The 17,797-nt window shown below is 64.4% G+C and carries 15 protein-coding genes and 1 pseudogene; 3 read left to right on the top strand and 13 right to left on the bottom strand.

Features of this window, described 5'->3' with window-relative positions:
- Positions 1 to 17: 17 nt before the first annotated feature.
- The 9 genes from PX52LOC_RS42000 to PX52LOC_RS20990 form a co-directional block, all read right to left on the bottom strand.
- Positions 18 to 2,534, bottom strand: a complete 2,517-nt coding sequence (locus PX52LOC_RS42000; protein WP_218575125.1) for a serine/threonine-protein kinase — start codon at positions 2,532 to 2,534, stop codon at positions 18 to 20.
- A 75-nt stretch (positions 2,535 to 2,609) separates the two neighbouring features.
- The gene (locus tag PX52LOC_RS21025; protein WP_149111937.1) at positions 2,610 to 3,311 is read right to left on the bottom strand and encodes an RNA polymerase sigma factor; all 702 of its coding nucleotides are present in this window, start codon (positions 3,309 to 3,311) and stop codon (positions 2,610 to 2,612) included.
- Between the two features lie 3 nt (positions 3,312 to 3,314).
- Complete coding sequence (locus PX52LOC_RS21020) at positions 3,315 to 4,055, bottom strand: DUF4058 family protein (RefSeq protein WP_149111936.1); 741 nt, start codon at positions 4,053 to 4,055, stop codon at positions 3,315 to 3,317.
- 40 nt (positions 4,056 to 4,095) lie between these two features.
- Positions 4,096 to 6,384, bottom strand: coding sequence for a glycoside hydrolase family 2 protein (locus tag PX52LOC_RS21015; RefSeq protein WP_149111935.1), 2,289 nt, complete (start codon positions 6,382 to 6,384; stop codon positions 4,096 to 4,098).
- 90 nt (positions 6,385 to 6,474) lie between these two features.
- Positions 6,475 to 6,930 carry a carboxypeptidase-like regulatory domain-containing protein gene (locus PX52LOC_RS21010; protein ID WP_149111934.1) on the bottom strand — a complete coding sequence of 152 codons (456 nt, stop codon included), beginning with the start codon at positions 6,928 to 6,930 and terminating at the stop codon, positions 6,475 to 6,477.
- Positions 6,927 to 7,844: a DUF1559 family PulG-like putative transporter gene (locus PX52LOC_RS21005; protein WP_149115574.1), complete on the bottom strand. Its 918-nt coding sequence runs from the start codon at positions 7,842 to 7,844 to the stop codon at positions 6,927 to 6,929. The genes PX52LOC_RS21010 and PX52LOC_RS21005 overlap by 4 nt, the downstream gene beginning before the upstream one ends.
- A 215-nt stretch (positions 7,845 to 8,059) precedes the next feature.
- Complete coding sequence (locus PX52LOC_RS21000; protein ID WP_149111933.1) at positions 8,060 to 8,572, bottom strand: CBS domain-containing protein; 513 nt, start codon at positions 8,570 to 8,572, stop codon at positions 8,060 to 8,062.
- 110 nt (positions 8,573 to 8,682) lie between these two features.
- Positions 8,683 to 9,702 (bottom strand): 2-oxoacid:ferredoxin oxidoreductase subunit beta, encoded by a 1,020-nt coding sequence (locus PX52LOC_RS20995; RefSeq protein WP_149111932.1) that lies wholly within the window; start codon positions 9,700 to 9,702, stop codon positions 8,683 to 8,685.
- 70 nt (positions 9,703 to 9,772) lie between these two features.
- Entirely contained in the window at positions 9,773 to 11,722 is a 1,950-nt protein-coding gene (locus tag PX52LOC_RS20990; protein WP_149111931.1) for a 2-oxoacid:acceptor oxidoreductase subunit alpha, read from the bottom strand.
- Between the two features lie 179 nt (positions 11,723 to 11,901).
- Between PX52LOC_RS20990 and PX52LOC_RS20985 the strand changes: the two genes are divergently transcribed.
- Genes PX52LOC_RS20985 through PX52LOC_RS20975 form a run of 3 tightly spaced genes read left to right on the top strand, consistent with a single transcriptional unit; the run spans position 11,902 to position 14,474 of the window.
- Positions 11,902 to 12,336 carry a hypothetical protein gene (locus tag PX52LOC_RS20985; protein WP_149111930.1) on the top strand — a complete coding sequence of 145 codons (435 nt, stop codon included), beginning with the start codon at positions 11,902 to 11,904 and terminating at the stop codon, positions 12,334 to 12,336.
- Positions 12,333 to 13,196 carry a dihydropteroate synthase gene (folP, locus tag PX52LOC_RS20980; RefSeq protein WP_149111929.1) on the top strand — a complete coding sequence of 288 codons (864 nt, stop codon included), beginning with the start codon at positions 12,333 to 12,335 and terminating at the stop codon, positions 13,194 to 13,196. The genes PX52LOC_RS20985 and folP overlap by 4 nt, the downstream gene beginning before the upstream one ends.
- Before the next feature lie 18 nt (positions 13,197 to 13,214).
- Complete coding sequence (locus PX52LOC_RS20975) at positions 13,215 to 14,474, top strand: glutamate-5-semialdehyde dehydrogenase (protein ID WP_149111928.1); 1,260 nt, start codon at positions 13,215 to 13,217, stop codon at positions 14,472 to 14,474.
- A 177-nt stretch (positions 14,475 to 14,651) separates the two neighbouring features.
- On the opposite strand, the pseudogene PX52LOC_RS43970 reads toward PX52LOC_RS20975, so the two are convergent.
- The 4 genes and pseudogenes from PX52LOC_RS43970 to PX52LOC_RS20955 all read right to left on the bottom strand — a co-directional run.
- A pseudogene (locus PX52LOC_RS43970) lies at positions 14,652 to 14,981 on the bottom strand (Uma2 family endonuclease); the annotation flags it as partial.
- Between the two features lie 87 nt (positions 14,982 to 15,068).
- Entirely contained in the window at positions 15,069 to 15,731 is a 663-nt protein-coding gene (locus PX52LOC_RS42685) for a hypothetical protein (protein WP_246173427.1), read from the bottom strand.
- 18 nt (positions 15,732 to 15,749) lie between these two features.
- The gene (locus PX52LOC_RS41995; protein ID WP_218575491.1) at positions 15,750 to 16,418 is read right to left on the bottom strand and encodes a hypothetical protein; all 669 of its coding nucleotides are present in this window, start codon (positions 16,416 to 16,418) and stop codon (positions 15,750 to 15,752) included.
- Entirely contained in the window at positions 16,415 to 17,779 is a 1,365-nt protein-coding gene (locus PX52LOC_RS20955; protein ID WP_149111927.1) for a replication-associated recombination protein A, read from the bottom strand. Before PX52LOC_RS20955 ends, PX52LOC_RS41995 begins: the two co-directional genes overlap by 4 nt.
- Between the last annotated feature and the right edge of the window lie 18 nt (positions 17,780 to 17,797).

Here is a 17,797-nt window from a genome sequence, read left to right as displayed (position 1 = left end):
GCGTTCGCCAACGAAACTCACCCGTTGAACAGGTCGGTCAAATCGTCGCGAAGTTCTTCCCAGAACTTCGAATCGCCGCCCCGCTTGTGAACGTGGTCGCCGACCGCGGCGCCGCCAATCGCGAACTTGCCGACGGCCACGCCGCCGACCGCCAGCCAGCCGAGGGCGACCCCGCCGAGCGAGAAGAAACCGAGGGCCGTCCCGCCGACCGACACCCCGCCCGCGGCCAGCGCGCCCGCCAGGGCGAGCAGTCCCACCCCGAGAACGCCGGCCACCGCGAAGACGCCGACCGAGAACACGCCGCTGAGGGCAAGGACGCCGATGGCCATGACATCGCCGAGCGCGATCCACCCCTTCGCGATCCGCTTCGTCCCGGTCCGCGGGTCGATCCCGCTGACGATGTGGACGAGCGGCCAGCCGAAGAATTCGGTTTCCGAACGGTACTCGTAGAAACCCTTCTTCGACCGCCCCTGTTTCGTCGCCCGCACGACGGGTACCACCGCTTGAGCGTAATGAAACAGCGCCGTCCGCACGTCGCTCGCGTGCTGATACCGGCGGTCCGGCTCCTTCGCGAGCAACCGCAGCACGATCTCGTCGATGCGGCCGTCCAGGTGGGCTTTCACCGACGGCGGGTCGAACCGGCCGAGTGGCAGTTCGCCGGTCAGCAACTCGTAGATGACCACGCCCAGGGCATAGATATCGGCCCTGTGGTCGACCTCCGTCGGCTTCTCCCACTGCTCCGGGGCCATGTAGTGCGGCGTGCCCATCGCCTGCCGGGTGTGCGTCAGTGACACCGCGTTGTCGGTCGCCAGTTTCGCGAGGCCGAAGTCCACGACCTTCACCCGACCGGCCCGGTCGAGCAGGATGTTCTCCGGCTTGATGTCGCGGTGAACCACCCCCTGCCCGTGCGCGTACTCCAGCGCGTCGCACAGTTGGCCGACGATCTTCAGCGCCTCGGCCGGCGGGATCGCCTTCGCGCGAATCGCTTCGCGGAGCGTCACGCCGTCCACGAATTCCATGATGAGGAATAGCGACCCGCCCGCCTCGCCGGACTCGTGGATGTGGACGATGTTGGGGTGCGACAGCTTCGCCATCGCCTTCGCCTCGCGGACGAACCGCTCGGCGAACATCGGGTTATCCTCCCGTGGCCGAATGAGTTTCAGCGCGACCGTGCGGTCGAGGTTCGGCTGCCGCGCCTGGTACACCGCCCCCATGCCGCCCTGCCCCAGAAGCCCAACGATTTCCAGGTTCGGGAAGTGTTCCTGCACTTCCTCCGGCGTCGGCGGTTCGACCGCCCCCCCATACGCCCCGGTGCGACTCGGGTTCAATATCGACTGGAACGCCCCGGCCATCAGGCAACGCGGGCACAACCCCTGCGGCGCGTCGGCCGCGAGGACGGCATGGCACTTCGGGCAGGTGCGGGCAACCGGCGGCGGAGCCGTACCAGCGGACGGTGGAGGCGGGGGCGGCACTACTTGCTCGGCCACCGATTCCGAGTACGCCCACCGATTCAGTCGGAGGGATAGCCCGACCGCGCCAGCGGCAAAGAGCAGAAGGATCAGCAGCGCCCGATCGTAGAGTTCGTTCCGGATGTCGCGCAACACGAGTTGCCCGAACACCACCCCGATGATCGTGCAAACGATCGGCACCGCCGCCGCCACGCGCCGCTTCTGGAACGGCATCCAACCGTCTTCCCCCATGACCCGATCGGGCTGCTTACGATCGACTTTGGCTCGCTGAAGAGCAATCACTGCAAAGAAGACCGCCAGGAAGACAAAGAAAATAGGGAGAACCATCAGGCCCGCGCTCGTGCGAACCGCGGCCGGTGGGGCCGTGACAGGAGTGGGCTGCGGGTGCTCGACTGCCCACTGTTGCCCGTCGTCAGCCTCGAAGTGTCGGGTGGGCGTTGGCTGACCGATCGACTGCACCGCGACCCTCGTGGCGGGTGCGACCATCGTGGGTGGTTGAATCGTCTGAACGCTGGTCTGCACGAACATCAACAGCAAGCCGCCCACCAAGATTGCCCCGGCGAGCGCGAACGGAGGCCATGTCACCCTCTTTCCCGGTGGCGGGTAGGGAACGGAAACTCCGCTCGGTCGCACGGCGGGCTGATCGGTCCGCGTCTTCCGCCACTGTCGAAAGTTCCAGAAGGCGGCGGCAAATACAGCGAACACGCCGAAGTAGGCGGGGAGGGAGTTGATTTTGCCATACCCGAAGATCGACTCGTAGCTGTGCGAGTTTTGGGACGGCCCGAGGCTGAGAAGGAGGATCAACCCGGCCCCGAACCAGACGTTGGCCCCGACGAACAAGACCGCACTATTCTGCGGCGTCGTTCGCGTCCGCCGCCACTGGGCCAAGTTCCAGAGGGCCGCCACAAAGAGGGCCAGAACGCCGCCGTAAGCGGCCAACGTGTTGAACGTGCCGTACCCGTAGATGCCCTCGTAGCTGTGCGATTTCGCGGACGGACCGAGGCCGAAGATGAGGATCAACCCGGCGGTGAACCAGAGGTTGGCGGAAACGAAGTAATGCGTCATGGGTGGCCTCGGGCGGCGGAGGGTCGCGGGCGTCACCCGGTTCTGAAGCAGTCCCCGAGAAAGGTTACAGGCAATTTACCGCAGTGCCGCGAAAAGGTCACGAATTTCGTCGTCGACCTCGTTCGGATCGGCGACCGTGCGACCGATCACGTCGCGAACACGGTCGCGGTACCGCTGCCGAAGGCGGTGAACCGCGACCTTCACGGCTCCCACGGTCAGTGACAGGCGGTCCGCGAGTTGCTCATACCCTGCAGTTGCATCGCCGGAAAGGGTGGGTTTCAGCACGTCGAAAAGGGTTTCGCGATCCGTCTCGGCGTACTCCCGCCGTAGTTCCGTCAGTGCCCGGTCGAGCAGTTCTACGGCCCAACGGCGTTCGAAGAGCCGCTCGGCAGAGTCGTCCGCGGCAGCCGGCTCGCGGTTGAACTTCCCTTCTGCCGATTCGAAATCGAGCGAGAGGTTCGATACGCCACCGCCTCGCTTCCGGGCCGAATCATGGTCGTGCTGGTTGGCCAGGAAGTTCTGACAGGCCGTGAGCAGGAACGAGCGGAACCGGCCACGGTCGGGGTCGGCGGCCGCGAGGTCGTTCTTTTCGAGCAGTCGCGCGAAGAACGCCTGCGTCAAGTCCTCGGCCGCGTGCCGTGCGTGGCCGCGCCGCCGGACGTAGGCGTACACCGGGAACCAGTACGCCGCGCACAGGTCCGCGAGCGCCTGCCGCGCCTCGGGCGTGGCCGTCTCCGACGCGGCCGCGATCAGGCTCCAACGGGTGGTGGCGAACATGGGTTAAGTTGTGGCCGGTTGGGTGAGAAGGTCACGGAGGTACGGCGGACTGCCGGCGAAAGCGGCGGCGTAAGTCTCGGCAAGCGGCACGAAGACGCCACGGGTGGCGGACAGCATGACCGGGAACGCGGGCAGTTCTTCCCCGACGCGGCGAAACTCGAAGAACATCTCCGGCGGGGTCGAACCCGTGAAGGCGGCCAACGTAAGGGGACGATCGAGGGGCGGCATCACTCGCTCCCGGTCGTACCGCCGCCAGATAATGTTGTGAAGACCGTGCGGGGCCGCCCTTGTTGCTGGAAACAAGTCGATCATGGTAACGTGAATGCCGTGTTCGATGGCATCGTAGGCTTTGCCGGCGAACTCGATCGCGCTCGTGCGACGACCCTTGTTGCCCGGCGAGACGAGTTCCAACAAGGCCACCACTCGGTGGCCCGTGACGTGCCGCAGAACCAGCCGGCGCTGTCGCGGCTTCGGCTTCTTGACTTTGCCAGCCACACGGTGCCCGATGCCCGCTTCGACTACGGCCACGCCGCCATCGGACGGTTCCGCCGGTGAGCCGACCGGCGTCGGCATTTGAAGTGTCAGGACATCGACTTCTTTTCGTTCCGCAACTTGCTCGGCATCGACGTAATACCCACTCGGCAGCAGGCCGTTGTTCATCGCCTTACAAATTTCAGCGATCCATCGTAGGTGGAAACCGTGAAACACCCCGGCGTCCACCCGCGCCCAGTCGTGAATCGGCATGGCAGAACCTCCCGTCGGAGATTCTACCACGCTCGGCCCGTTATTTCTTTGCCGGGATCTGTTCAACCAAACCAACGTCGATGTACTGCCCGCCGCCGGCGTTCTTGGCCTTCACCGCCAACGTGTTCGGCCCGGCCTTCAGGGCCTTCACCGCGGCCGCCGATAGCGGGACCTCCGTGTACCCGGTGGTGTACCCCGGCAGACTGGCCGCCAGTACGCCGTTGACGTACACCTCGCCGTCCTCGTCACAATGGAACCGCACCATCAGTTCGCCCGCCGGCAAGTCCTTCAACTCGAACGTGCGGCGGAGCCAGATGTTCTTTCCGGTCCACTCGGTGCCGATGATCGACCCCGGCGTACCTTTTGAGCCGAAGCCGCCCTTCCCCTCCGACCACGTGGCGGCATCGAAGTCGGCCTTCGCCCACCCTTCCGGCGGCGCGTCGGTACGGTACTTCCACGTCTGGCCGGTCGTTTCCGAGGTCGGCACCAGTTCTTTAACTTCCGGGGCCGGGCCGAACAGCGTCTTGTGCCACTTCGCCATGTCGGCCACGTCGAACTTCATCACCTCACGGTCGTAGGTCATGAAGCCGTTGACCTCGACTTCCACGTCGGTCGTCTGCGTGTAGACGGCCGCCGACAGGCCCTTGCCGATGAGCGGGTGGAGGCGGGTCATCAGTCCGTGGTAGTTCGTGCGAAGTTCTTCCTCGGTCTTATAGGTGCGGTAGCCCCAGTTACCTTGATCTTTCCAGAGGTGGTCCTTGACCGGTAGGCCGAGACCCCCGAACTCGCCGAGGACGGAGACGCGGTCCTTCATGATCGGGAACATGCCGGGGCCGGGGTAGATGTGGGCGTCTTTCATGTCGCCGTACCCGCGGTCCTCCCACCCGCTCGGGCCGTTGACCAGCCGCGTCGGGTCGTACTCCTTCGTCCACTTCAGGATCGCGTTCGTGTCGTGCTGGCCCCAGCCCTCGTTGAACGGCACCCAGCAGTAGATGCACGGGAAGAACTTCAGGTGATCGATCATCGCCTTGAGTTCAAGGTTGAACTGCTTCTTCTCGGTGTCGGTGAACTGGTCATCGGCGTCCTGCTTCGCGCCCGGCGGGATGAAGTGCTTCTTCGTGCGGTTGATGGCGCTCGGCATGTCCTGCCACACCACGAAGCCCATGCGGTCGCAGTCGTAGTAGTACCGGGCCGGTTCAATCTTGATGTGCTTGCGGACCATGTTCATGCCCATCTTTTTCAGCATTTCCAGGTCGTACCGCATCGCCTCCTCCGACGGCGGCGTGAGCAGCCCGTCCGGCCACCACCCCTGATCGAGCGGCCCGACCTGGAACAGCGGCTTGTTGTTCAGCAGGAGGCGGAGCGTGCCGTTCTCGTCGGGGCCGGCCGAGACTTTCCGCATGGCGAAGTAACTTGACACCGTCTCGCCGGCCTCGCGCATCATCTGTGCTCGGTGTTCCCGCGTAAGGCTGATCGTAACTGGGTACAGGTGGGGCGCGTCCGGCGTCCACAACTTCGCGTTCGGCACCTTGACCCGCGCCGCCTTCCCGGCTTGAACGGATTGCGTACCAGCGCCGGTGATGGTCACCTCGGCCGTGACCGGCAAGGCGTCGGAGTTGATCTCGACGAGGACTTCGACCTCGCCCTTGTCGATGTCGGGGATGAACTGAACGCGCTTGACGTACAGCGGCCCCGGTCCGGGGTTCGGAACCGGCTCCATCCACACCGTTTGCCAGATGCCGCTGACCGGCGTGTACCAGATGCCGTGCGGGTTCTCGATCTGCTTGCCGACCGGCTGACTGCCCTTGTCGGTCGGGTCCCACACCTTCAGAACGAGTTCTCCCTTACCGTCCTTGAGAGCGTCGGTGATGTCGAAGCTGAACGGGTCGAACCCGCCCTTGTGGGTGCCGACTTCCTTGCCGTTGACATAGGCGGTCGTCTCCCAGTCGACGGCCCCGAAGTGCAGGAGAACGCGCTGGCCCTTCCACGCACTCGCGTCCAGGTCGCGGCGGTACCATAGCTCTTGTGCCGGCGTCGGGTGTTTGCCAACGCCGGAGAGGGCCGACTCAATGCAGAAGGGAACGAGAATTTTGCCGTCCCACGCCGATGGCTTCGCTTCGCCCTTCTTCGTGATGGCGTAGTCCCAGAGGCCGTTGAGATTCAGCCAGTCCTTGCGAACCAACTGCGGCCGCGGGTACTCGGCCCACGGCGTTTTCTCCGGGGTGATTTGCTTACCCCACTTCGTCATCAACGGCGTCGGGGCGAGTTTCCAATCGGCCGCCGGCAGCGTGCCGGCGCACAGAAACAGTGCGAGTAGGGAGAGTCGCATGATTTACTCCGGGAACTGGAGAAATGGGCGACGTTATTCTAGGAAGTGAGCGACCGCCGCCCAACCTAGGCGGCGTGAAAGTGCGCATGGTCAATCGAGAGGAATGTCCCAGGAGTTCGAGCCACGCCTGACGGTGAACTGCAATTTTGACTGCGTGGGGTCGGAAAATCGGTCCGGGATCGACTGCCAATTACTGATCACGTCGGCGGGGGCGGCTGGGGTCGGTTCGTCTTCGCGTTTTGTTCGCATTGCGTCGGCCTTTTGCGAGCGCCCCTTGGGGCCGGGTGGCAGTTTGTTCTCGGTCCCCGGCGGGGACGGGCTTGTCACACAGATGGTGGCAACACCGGCCGGAAGGCCCGAGACTTCATATCGGCCGTCCGGTTCGATCGTACCGGGATGGGGCAGCCCTTCCGAGTCGATCACGACCACGGTCCCGTACACGACCGGCCGACCGTTGTAACAGACCTTCCCCGACAGGGTGCCCAGTGAAGGCCCACAACCGACCACGCCGAGCGCAGCGACGAGGATGAGGAGGTGCGGTTTCATTCGATCACCACCTCTCCCATGCCGCGGGTGGACATCGCCACGACCGTCGTCGTGCCCGCGGAGTAGTTGAGGAACCGCACCGAGCCGTCCGCGAACGCGAAGTTGCCGCCGCCCGTGTGAAGACTCCAGAGGTGGTTGGTGTCACAGCGGTTCGACTGCTTGCCGGGTTGGAAGTAGGCCGGGAAAGGGCACGCCTTACCGGCGGCGTCGGTCTTGTATGCCACGCTGTCCAGAACTGGCGTGAGGGCCGACGCCCAGATGATCGTGTCGTAGTCGGGCGTCGAATAGAACAGCCACCCCCAATTCCCGGCGTCGCCGGTGGGCGGGCGTTCGCCGAAGAAGAGCGACGAACTCGTGCCGTCCGTGATCATGGCGAGTCGGAGTTTCCGCGTGGCGGGCCACGTGCCGATGATGCCGGTGTCGCCGTTGATGCCGGCCGTGTTCGCGTCGTACCACCGACGGCCGGCCACCGCGAGGTAGTGGGTCAGTGAAACATTGTTCGTGGCCGAGATCCCGCCGTTCGGCGCACTCGGGCAGACGAAGGTCGAAACCTCGTGCGCGCGGAAGGCGGCCACGAAATCGGCCTGCGTTTGAAAGCTCTGCTGATAGAGGTTGTCTTGCTCGATGAACGGCAGGATCTGGTAGGTCCAGTTGCTGGTGTACCGCCGGGCGTCAGTCGTCGGAAGGCCGGCCGGGTAATAGTTGGGGTAGTAGTTCTGCACGTCGTAATAGCCGTGCATCGCGAGGGCGAGTTGTTTCAAGTTGTTCGTACACTTCGCACGGCTTGCCGCCTCGCGAACCTTCTGCACGGCCGGTAAGAGGAGGCCGATGAGCACACTGATAATCGCAATGACGACCAACAACTCGATCAACGTGAACGCACGCCGACCCATGACGGGCGAGGTGGAACCCATACTCACTCCTCGTAACGACGTTGTGAGAGAGGCGGACGGACTTGGCAGAGACTGGAAGTGTAGGTCATGACTGGCTCGGGGTGTGGGAAAACCTGACACTTCTAGGAGTTTGCCTGACAAGAATCTGAACGACTTTATTTGGTACGTTCAGACCGATCCATCATGACAGGAAATGAAAGGCAGTGTTAAAAAAAACGGAGACGAGAACCGGCTTCTCATTCCTTGCAGAGTTTCGTGATGTGCTTGAGGACATCCCGGACGGAGATCACGCCGATCGGCCGATCGTGTTGGCCGACCACCGGCAAGTGGCGGTAGCCGCCCGTGTCCATCCGCTGGAGTGCGAACGCCAAGGGGTCGAGCGGCGAGACCGTTTCCGGATTCGCGGTCATGTACTCCCGGACCGGTTTTTGCTCGAAGCGGGCTTGCCCGGCCACTTTCGTTAGGAAGTCCCGTTCCGTCAGGATGCCGACGAGTTTCTGGCCGGCGTTGACTACGAGGAGCGCCCCGACGGCCCGGTCGATCATCGTCCTCATCGCCTCGCCGATGGTGGCATCGTCGCGCACGACGACCGCCGGCTTCGGGGCCAGGCACGCCACGGGTTCCGACATCAGACTGGCTTCCACCTTGTCGTGCGGCATCGGGCGGTCGAGGGCGGTCATGTCCGCGCCGCACTTCTCGCACGCTTCCGCGCCGGGCACGTTCAACTGGTTGCAGGTCGGGCAGTACATGGATCGCTCACGCTCACAGTTCGCCACTTTCAACCGGAAAGCAGAAGACCGGAAGGGTCAGTCCCTCCCGGTCTTTGTATGGCTGAAAGCGGCAAACCGTCAGCAGCCAATTACTCGACCGTCCACACGTCTTCGGCCTTGAACAGATCGGCCACCTGGCCCTTGCCCTTCTTGGCGATGTTGTCGGCGATCTGGGCGTCGAGCATTTCCTCGTAGCACGGCTTGCGGAACGAGCGGTACGTGCCGAGGACTTCCGGGAACTTCGGCCCGACCATGCGGCTGAGCAGCGTGGCCAGCGTCGGGTCGTCGGTCTTCTCGTCGTGAACGAGTAGGTCGTCGATCTGACAGTCCTTGCCGATCTCCACGACTTCCGGCGTCAGCCCGTTGAGGCGGATACCCTTGTTCTTGTCCTTGCCGAAGATCATCGGCTTGCCGTGTTCGACATACAGCAGGTTGTCCGCCTTCACGCTCTTGTCGGTGGCGTAGGCCCAGACTTCGTCGTTGAAGATCTTGCAGTTCTGGTAGATCTCGACGAACGCCGCCCCCTTGTGGGCGGCCGCCTTTTGCAGCGTCTCGGTCAGGTGCTTCACGTCCACGTCCACGGTCCGGGCGATGAACGTCGCTTCCGAGGCGATGGCCATCGTCAGCGGGCGGATCGGCGTTTCCAGTGAGCCGGTCTTGCTCGTCTTCGACGGCGTGCCGGTGCGGCTCGTCGGCGAGTACTGGCCCTTCGTGAGGCCGTAGATTTCGTTGTTGAACAGCAGAATCTTCAGGTCGATGTTGCGGCGGAGGACGTGCATTAGGTGGTTGCCGCCGATGCTCAGGCCGTCGCCGTCGCCGGTGACAACCCAGATTTGCAGGTCCGGGTTGGCCAACCGCAGGCCCGTCGCCACCGTCGGCGCGCGGCCGTGGATGGTGTGGAAGCCGTAGGTGTTCATGTAGTACGGGAAGCGGCTAGAGCAGCCGATACCCGAGACGAACACCATCTTCTCGCGCGGCACACCGACGGTGGTCAGCGCCTTCTTCATTTGCGCGAGGATCGAGTAGTCCCCGCAGCCGGGGCACCAGCGGACTTCTTGGTCGGTGGTGAGGTCCTTCGCGGTCAGGGTCGGGAGAGCGGTGGCAGCCATGATTATGTGTGTGGGTGAAAGTGGTATGTGGGTGAAAGCCCACGGACGACCGTCCGTGGGCTTCGGCGCGTTAAACGAGTTTGCCGATAGCGGCTTCAATTTCCGAAACCAGGAACGGTCGGCCCTGCACTTTGTTGAAGCCCTCGGCGGGCACGAGGTACTTCGCCCGGAGCAGCCAGCAGAGTTGGCCGCTGTTCAGTTCGGGGACCAGAATTTTCTTGTACTTCTTCAACACCGCCTCGGTGTTCTTCGGCATCGGGTTCAGGTATCGCAGGTGGGCCTGCGCGACTTTCTTGCCGTTCTTGCGGACGCGGTCCACGGCCGTCGTGATGCTGCCGTAGGTGCCGCCCCAGCCGATGACGAGCAACTCCGCGTCGGCGTCGCCGATCACTTCGAGTTCGGGAATCGTTTCCGCGATGTTCTCGATCTTCTTCCAGCGGGTGTGAACCATGTGCTCGTGGTTGGCGGCCTCGTAGTTGATGTTGCCGGTCACGTCCTGCTTCTCGATGCCGCCGATGCGGTGCTCGAGGCCGGGCGTGCCGGGGATGGCCCACGGCCGCGACAGGTACTGGTCCCGCTTGTACGGCAAGAACTTCCCGGCCCCGCTGCCCTCGCCTTCGGCGTGTTCGTGGACCGCGCCGTTCATGCCCTCGCTGTTCGGCCCGGTCGCGTGAACGATCTCGATCTTCGGGAGCTTCGCGATGTCGGGAATCTTCCACGGTTCGGAGCCGTTGGCGATGTACCCGTCGGAGAGAATGAACACCGGGCACATGAACCGCGTGGCGATCTTCACCGCCTCGTAGGTGATGTCGAAGCAGTCGACCGGCGACTGCGGCGCGACGATGGCCACCGGCGACTCGCCGTTGCGGCCGAACATCGCTTGCAGCAAATCGGCCTGCTCGGTCTTCGTCGGGAGGCCGGTACTCGGCCCGCCGCGTTGCACGTCAATGATGACGAGCGGCAGTTCGGTCATCACCGCGAGGTTGATCGCCTCGCTCTTCAGGCAGATGCCGGGGCCGCTCGTGCCGGTCACGCCAATGGCCCCGCCGAAGCTCGCGCCGAGGGCCACGCCGATGGCGGCGATCTCGTCCTCGGCTTGCAGCGTCTTCACGCCGTGGCGGCGCATTTCCGGCTGGCTTAGGTCTTCAAGAACCTGGCTCGCCGGCGTGATGGGGTAGCCGGAGTAGACGAGCGTTTTGTTCGCCGCGTGGCTGGCGGCGACGAGGCCGATGGCGATGGCCTCGTTCCCGGTGATCTTGCGGTACTTGCCCGGCGTGATCTTGGCCTTCACCACCTTGTACTGCACCGGCAGCAGTTCGACCGTCTCGCCGTAGTTGTACCCGGCCTTGAGGGCGGCGTTGTTTGCGTCGAGGACGGGCTTCAATTCCGTCTTCTTGCCGAACTTCTCCTTCAACCACTTCAACGTGGCCTCCAGCGGCCGCTCGTAAAGCCAGTAAACGAGGCCGAGGGCGAAGAAGTTCTTGCAGCGGTCCTGCTCCCGCGGGCTGAGACCGCAGTCTTTGACCGCCTCCTTGTTCAGCTTCGACACCGCCACGCGGACGACGTGGTACCCGGCCAGCGAGCCGTCTTCGAGCGGGTTCACCTTGTACTTCGCCTTGTCCAGGTCGTTCTGGGCGAAGGCGTCGGTGTTGACGATCAGGATGCCGCCCTTCTTCAGGTCGCGGAGGTTCGTCTTGAGCGCGGCCGGATTCATCACGACGAGCGCGTCGAGAATGTCGCCGGGCGTATGGATGTCGTTACTGGAGAAATGGACCTGGAAGCCGGAGACGCCGGCGAGCGTACCGGCCGGGGCGCGAATCTCGGCGGGAAAGTCCGGGAACGTGGCGATGTCGTTGCCAAGGATCGCGGACGTGTCGGTGAACCGCGTACCGGCGAGTTGCATCCCGTCGCCGGAGTCGCCGGCGAATCGAATGGTGATCGATTCGACTTCCTGAACGCTGTGCTTACCGTTGCGGCTGGCCGAAGACGCTGCCTCGGCCGAACTGGTGGGAGAGACCATTTCGGACCTCAAACCTTGCGAATGAGAATCTGCGGTGTGTGACGGAGCTCCGCAGGCGTGGTGATAACGAATCCGGTACCACCGTTATATCGGTTCGCGTGTCCAAATCCGAGAGTCCGACTTTTTTCCCCACGCGGCCTGTTCGCCTGTACCATATCGGCAATCCGCGGAGTTCCCCCATGCCCGTTCCGATCACCTGTTCCGGCTGTTCCGCCAAGATGACGGCCCCGGACGCCGCCATCGGCAAGCGCGTCACCTGCCCCCAGTGCAAGACCTCGTTCGTCGTTCCCGACCCAAACGCTTCGGAGGGGTTCGAGGTCGTGGAAGAAGAGGTTCTGGATGTCGCCGAGATCATCGAAGACGACCCAGCTCCTCCGCCGGTGAAGCCGGCCGTACCGACGGTGGCTAAGGCGGTGCCGGCTTCACCCGCTGCGGCCTCTCCGAGCACCGATGGCAAGAGGTCGGCGAGCAAGGTACTTCAAAAGAATCTGCGGCGGAAGAAGCAGGTGGATGCTTCGGACTACTTGACCAAGGTGAACGGCAAGCCGATCGCCCTCCGACCCGGCGAAACACCCCCGCCGCCGATCCCTCGAAAGAGTTCGCCGCGAGAATGAGTACCCCACGAGTCTGGCGTTGCCGGCAACATCGCTTTGAAATCGGAATCCGCCCTCTCATCCTCGGTATCGTGAATGCGACGCCGGACAGTTTCTCCGACGGCGGCCGGTACGATCCGATCGCGCACGCCCTGCAACTTATCGCCGACGGAGCGGATCTGCTCGACATCGGCGGCGAGTCCACGCGGCCGGGTTCACAGTCGGTAACGGTGGAGGAAGAACTTCATCGCGTGATCCCGGTTATTCGCGAGGTGGCGCAGCAAACTCACACGCCGATTTCCATTGACACCAGTAAGGCGGAAGTCGCCCGGCAAGCGATCGACGCCGGGGCCGTCATTATCAACGATGTGACCGGCCTCCGCGACCCCGCCATGCCCACCGTTGCGAAGGCGACCGGGGCCGGGTTGATCGTCATGCACATGCAGGGCACGCCGGCCACGATGCAGATCGATCCGCAGTACCGTGACGTGGTCCGCGAAGTGTCGGACTACTTGAAGGAACGGTTCCGGGAACTGACGGACTTCGGCATCGACCCGGAAACGATCTCGCCCGACCCTGGCATCGGCTTCGGCAAGACCGTCGAACAAAATCTGCAACTCCTTGCCAATCTCGACCGCATCGGCACTGGCGAACTCGCCGACCGGCCGCTGACGCTGGGCGTCTCGCGCAAGGGGTTCATCAGCAAGGCGGTCGGCCGTAGCGGCAGTGCCGACCCGATCGCGAACCGTGTGGCCGGTTCGCTCGCGTTAGCCTGTTTCGGCACGGCGAGCGGGGCCGCGAACATTTTGCGCGTCCACGACGTCCGTGAAACAGCCGACGCGGTGGCGCTGTATACCCGGATGCACGAATTGCGCACCTGACCTATAACTCGCAGTACCATGACCACACTCGCCGACTATTGCCAGTCCACCGCGGCCGCCGCCCGCACCGCGGCGACCGCCCTCGCCACCGCGACCACGGATCGCAAGAACGCCTGGCTGCGGGCGTCGGCCGATCTGCTGGTGAAGCGGGCCGAAGCCATCTTCGACGCGAACGCGAAGGACGTGGTGGCCGCCCCCAGCTTCGGCATGACGGCCGCGAGCATCGACCGCCTCACTCTGACGCCGGCCCGCGTTGCCGCCGCGGCCGAGGGCCTTCGACAAGTGGCCGCTCTGCCCGACCCGGTCGGCGAAGTCCGCGAGGGCGGCACGCGGCCGAACGGCCTCCAAGTGCTGAAAGTCGGCGTGCCGCTCGGCGTGATTTTCTTCCTGTACGAATCGCGGCCGAACGTCACCGTGGACGCGGCCGGCTTGTGCGTGAAGAGTGGCAACGCCGTGATCCTCCGCGGCGGCAAAGAGAGCCTCCACTCGAACACCGTGTTGCACGAAATCCTGACGAACGAACTACCGAATCACGGCCTGCCGCGCGACGCGCTGCAACTCGTCTCCACGACCGACCGCGAAGCCGTCGGCCACTTCTTGAAGATGAACGAACAGATCGATCTCGTCATCCCGCGCGGCGGCGAAAGCCTGATCCGCCGCGTGGCCGCGGAAGCGACGATGCCGGTGCTGAAGCACTACCAAGGAAACTGCCACGTCTACGTGGACCGGGCCGCCGACCTCGACATGGCCGAGCGGATCGTCATCAACTCGAAGACCCACCGCCCCGGCGTGTGCAACGCGGCCGAGACGCTGCTGATCCACGCCGGCTTGGCGGAACGATTCGCGAAGCGGATCGCCGACGCCCTCCGCGCGAAGAAGGTCGAAATTCGTGGTTGCGACGAAACCCGCCGCTTCGTGCCGGACGCCGTGCCCGCGACGGAGGCCGATTACGCCGCTGAGTTCCTCGATTTGATTATCGCCGTGAAGATCGTGCCTGATCTGTCGGCCGCGATCGCCCACATCAACCGCTACGGTTCGAAGCACACCGACGCCATCGTGACGAACGACTTGGCCGTCAGCCGCCGGTTCGTGGCCGAGGTCGATTCCGCCGCGGTGATGGTGAACGCGAGCACTCGCTTCAACGACGGGTTCGAGTTGGGCCTGGGGGCCGAAATTGGCATTAGCACCGACAAGTTCCACGCCCGCGGCCCGTGCGGCTTGCGAGAGTTGACGACGTACAAGTACGTCGTGACCGGCGACGGGCAGATTCGCGGTTAGGGCAGCAGGTCGGCCACTGCGATACTGGCGGTCGGCATCGCAATGCGGCGACACGCGGTCGGCCGAGCCGAAGGTCAACCGCGTGCGGTAGCCGCTCCCTCCGCCCGAGAGTGGAGTCGGATCACGAAACACGACCAGTTGCCGTTCCGTCAAGTCGATCACCCAATAATCGAGGATGCCGGCGGTCGCGTAGATGTCGGCCTTCGTCGTGGCATCCAGTTCGAAAGTCGTGTCGGCCACTTCCACGACCAACAACGCCGACCGCGGGTGGTCGGCGTAATCCCGCATCCGACCCGGCACGATCATCACATCGGGTGGCGGGTCCGAGTCCTCGGTCGGCAACGGGTTTCGTTGGCTGATCCACGCGACCGACGCGAACGGGGTGGCTAACGCCTCTTCGATCTTCATCATGCAAACGACGTGCGGCCACGAGATTGTCGCCACATCGATGATCTGTCCTCGCAGTCGTTCAACCCGCTTGCCGTCGAAGAAGCCGAGTGCGCCCATCTTGAAGTATTGCTCGCGGCTGAAGCGGAACGGTCGGTTAGAGGTTCTCGCGGTCGTCATTTCTCGCCCTCCGGCCCGATTGTACCGTCACGATTTGCCCAACACCAGATCGACGACCCAGCACCCGCGGACGTGGACCTGCTTCTCGTCGCGGCAGTGGCGGAGAATCGCGTCGTCTTCGCACCCGGCGTCTTGCAGGGCGTCGGCCAGGATCGGCAGCGCGCCGAAGTGGCGGGCGTTGTAGGCCGTGTGCGCCAGATCGACGGCCGTGGAAGTCCGCCACTCGGGATCGAATTCGACCGGACGGAACAGGTTGCCAAAGATGTCGCGGAGGAGGAGTGCCTGCACCGCTTTTTCTTCCCGGACGTTCGTCTTCGCGACCGCGTTCGGGTGGCCGAGAGCCCAGGACGAGTTGGCGATGCCAGCGGTGAAGCCCTCGATCACGTCGTTCGTCAGGTCCGTCAGGATGAACACCGCCTTCGCCAACGGTTCCGGCTTCTTCGCATCCTTCAATCGCTTGGCTGCATCGCGAAGCGGCTTCCGGGCGGCCACCGCGAGGGGGCGAGTGGCCGCGTTGTCGGCGTAAGTTTCCGCGGCGTCGATGATCGCCTCGAACGCCGGGTCGCCCGGCAGTGCGGCCAGCATCCGCCGGGCACACGCGCACGCCAGCAGGCGGAGCTTCCGCCGATCACGGCACAAGTCGATGAGCGAATCGGGCGACTTCGCTGTCAGCCATTGCTTCTCGGTCACGGGCGAACTCCGAACGGGTCAAGACTTGTTGAGGACGAGATCGACGACCCAGCACCCGCGGACGTGGACCTGCTTCTCGTCGCGGCAGTGCTGAAGGATGTCGGCGGTTTCGCACCCGGCGTCTTGCAGGGCGTCGGCCAGGATCGGCATCGCGGCGAAGTCGCGGGCGTCGTACATCTGCTGTGCGACGCCGACGGTCGCGGACGTTCGCCACGCAGGGTCGAAGGCGACGGGGCGAAACGGGTTGCCGAAGATGTCCACCAACAGCTGATGAGCCAGTGCTGGGCCGCGTTGGGTGAACTCCTCGCCGAATAAGGGTATGGGGCGTACAAGCCCCCACCAGCAGTCAGAGAACTCGGAGTAACGACTAGGCAGACACACGAAACGCACGTACTTAAAGACGGCCACTTGGGCCGTCCACTGTCTGCCATGTTTGCGGACCGCGTCACGCTGCAGCCGGATGACCTTCTGGTACCATTTCTCGATGGTGGACTCGCTCAACGCGCCGTCAGCCAATTTCTCGGCCCTGTTGATCGCCTCAAGCAGTTGAGGCTCGCCGATCCACGGTTCCAACTGGAGGCAGCACGCAACACTGAAGAGCCGCAGTTTCCGCAATTGCTTCATTGCCACGACCTGTTCGACGTGCTTCCGCAAATCGCCGATCGACAGCCACTCCTCCTCCGTCATCCGCCGCCCTCCGCCTTCCGCCCCGCCGTCCGGCGGCGCTCGATCTCGGCCATGCGCTCGCGGATGGTCGCCTCAAAGCCGCGGTCGGTCGGCGTGTAGTACGTCACGGCGGCCGGCACGTACTCCTGGTCCACCCAGCCGCCGTCGCCGTCGTGGGCGTACTGGTAGCCGACGTGGCCGAACTGCTTCGACCCGGCGTAGTGCGAGTCCCGCAGGTGCTTCGGCACCGGCAGCGTGCGGCCCTCCTTCACGTCCTTCGCGGCCAGCCCGATGGCCACCGTCGCGGCGTTCGACTTCGGGGCCGTCGCCAGGTAGCACACGGCCTGCGACAAGTTCAACTGGCACTCCGGCAGGCCGACCCGTTCGACCGCGTCCCACGCCCCGTTCGCCACCAGGATCGCCATCGGGTCGGCGTTGCCCACGTCCTCGGACGCGAAGATCACCAGCCGGCGGGCGACGAACCGCGGGTCTTCGCCGGACTCCAGCATGCGGGCCAGCCAGTAGACGGCCGCCTGCGGGTCGCTGCCGCGAAGGCTCTTGATGAACGCCGACGCCAGGTCGTAGTGCGAATCGCCCGTCGGGTCGAAGTCGAGCACCTTCCGCTGAATCGAATCCTGAGCGAGCGCCACGTCGTACAGAATCTTGCCGTCGGCCGTGCGGGCGACGGTGTCGTTCTCGATCGCCTGGGCCGACTTCACGCCGATCTCCACGGCCATCAGCGCCCGCCGCGCGTCGCCGTCGCAAATCTCGGCGAGGAAGGTCAACGCCTCGTCGGTCATCTCGACCGGCGTCTTCCCGAGGCCGCGGTCGGCGTCGGCGAGTGCCCGGCGGATGATCGTCTTGATGTGATCGCGGGTGAGCGGTTCCAGCGTGAAAATCTGGCTGCGACTCAGCAGCGGCGTGTTCACCGCGAAGAACGGGTTCTGCGTCGTCGCCCCGATGAGGATGACGATGCCGTTCTCCACGTCCGGCAGCAGCACGTCCTGCTGCGAACGGTTGAAACGGTGGATCTCGTCGAGGAACAGGATCGTGCGCTCGCCGTCTTCCTCCAACCGGCCACGGGCTTCGGCCAACACCTCGCGGACTTCCTTGATGCCGGCGGCGACGGCGTTCATCGAGACGAAGTGCGACTTCGTCTGGTTCGCGATGACGTGCGCCAGGGCCGTCTTTCCGCACCCGGCCGGGCCGTAGAAGATCACCGAGTTCAGCCGGTCCGCCAGCAACATGCGGCGGAGCAGTTTGCCGGGGCCGAGGATGTGCTCTTGCCCGACGTACTCGTCGATGGTCCGCGGCCGCATCCGGGCGGCGAGGGGTTGGGCGGCGAGGCGATTGTTCGAACGGAAGTCGCTGAAAAGGTTCATCGCGTCATGAAGCCAGAC

Origin of the sequence: Limnoglobus roseus, assembly GCF_008254045.1 — a bacterium.
GTDB classification, from domain to species: Bacteria; Planctomycetota; Planctomycetia; order Gemmatales; family Gemmataceae; genus Limnoglobus; species Limnoglobus roseus.
The sequence above is the reverse complement of the archived record's forward strand: the minus strand, read 5'-3'. Positions and strand labels throughout refer to the sequence as shown.

Coding starts and splice junctions, on each gene's coding strand:
- PX52LOC_RS42000 (WP_218575125.1), bottom strand. CDS start 2,534: ATGACGCATTACTTCGTTTCCGCCAACCTCTGGTTCACCGCCGGGTTG.
- PX52LOC_RS21025 (WP_149111937.1), bottom strand. CDS start 3,311: ATGTTCGCCACCACCCGTTGGAGCCTGATCGCGGCCGCGTCGGAGACG.
- PX52LOC_RS21020 (WP_149111936.1), bottom strand. CDS start 4,055: ATGCCGATTCACGACTGGGCGCGGGTGGACGCCGGGGTGTTTCACGGT.
- PX52LOC_RS21015 (WP_149111935.1), bottom strand. CDS start 6,384: ATGCGACTCTCCCTACTCGCACTGTTTCTGTGCGCCGGCACGCTGCCG.
- PX52LOC_RS21010 (WP_149111934.1), bottom strand. CDS start 6,930: ATGAAACCGCACCTCCTCATCCTCGTCGCTGCGCTCGGCGTGGTCGGT.
- PX52LOC_RS21005 (WP_149115574.1), bottom strand. CDS start 7,844: ATGGGTTCCACCTCGCCCGTCATGGGTCGGCGTGCGTTCACGTTGATC.
- PX52LOC_RS21000 (WP_149111933.1), bottom strand. CDS start 8,572: ATGTACTGCCCGACCTGCAACCAGTTGAACGTGCCCGGCGCGGAAGCG.
- PX52LOC_RS20995 (WP_149111932.1), bottom strand. CDS start 9,702: ATGGCTGCCACCGCTCTCCCGACCCTGACCGCGAAGGACCTCACCACC.
- PX52LOC_RS20990 (WP_149111931.1), bottom strand. CDS start 11,722: ATGGTCTCTCCCACCAGTTCGGCCGAGGCAGCGTCTTCGGCCAGCCGC.
- PX52LOC_RS20985 (WP_149111930.1), top strand. CDS start 11,902: ATGCCCGTTCCGATCACCTGTTCCGGCTGTTCCGCCAAGATGACGGCC.
- folP (WP_149111929.1), top strand. CDS start 12,333: ATGAGTACCCCACGAGTCTGGCGTTGCCGGCAACATCGCTTTGAAATC.
- PX52LOC_RS20975 (WP_149111928.1), top strand. CDS start 13,215: ATGACCACACTCGCCGACTATTGCCAGTCCACCGCGGCCGCCGCCCGC.
- PX52LOC_RS41995 (WP_218575491.1), bottom strand. CDS start 16,418: ATGACGGAGGAGGAGTGGCTGTCGATCGGCGATTTGCGGAAGCACGTC.
- PX52LOC_RS20955 (WP_149111927.1), bottom strand. CDS start 17,779: ATGAACCTTTTCAGCGACTTCCGTTCGAACAATCGCCTCGCCGCCCAA.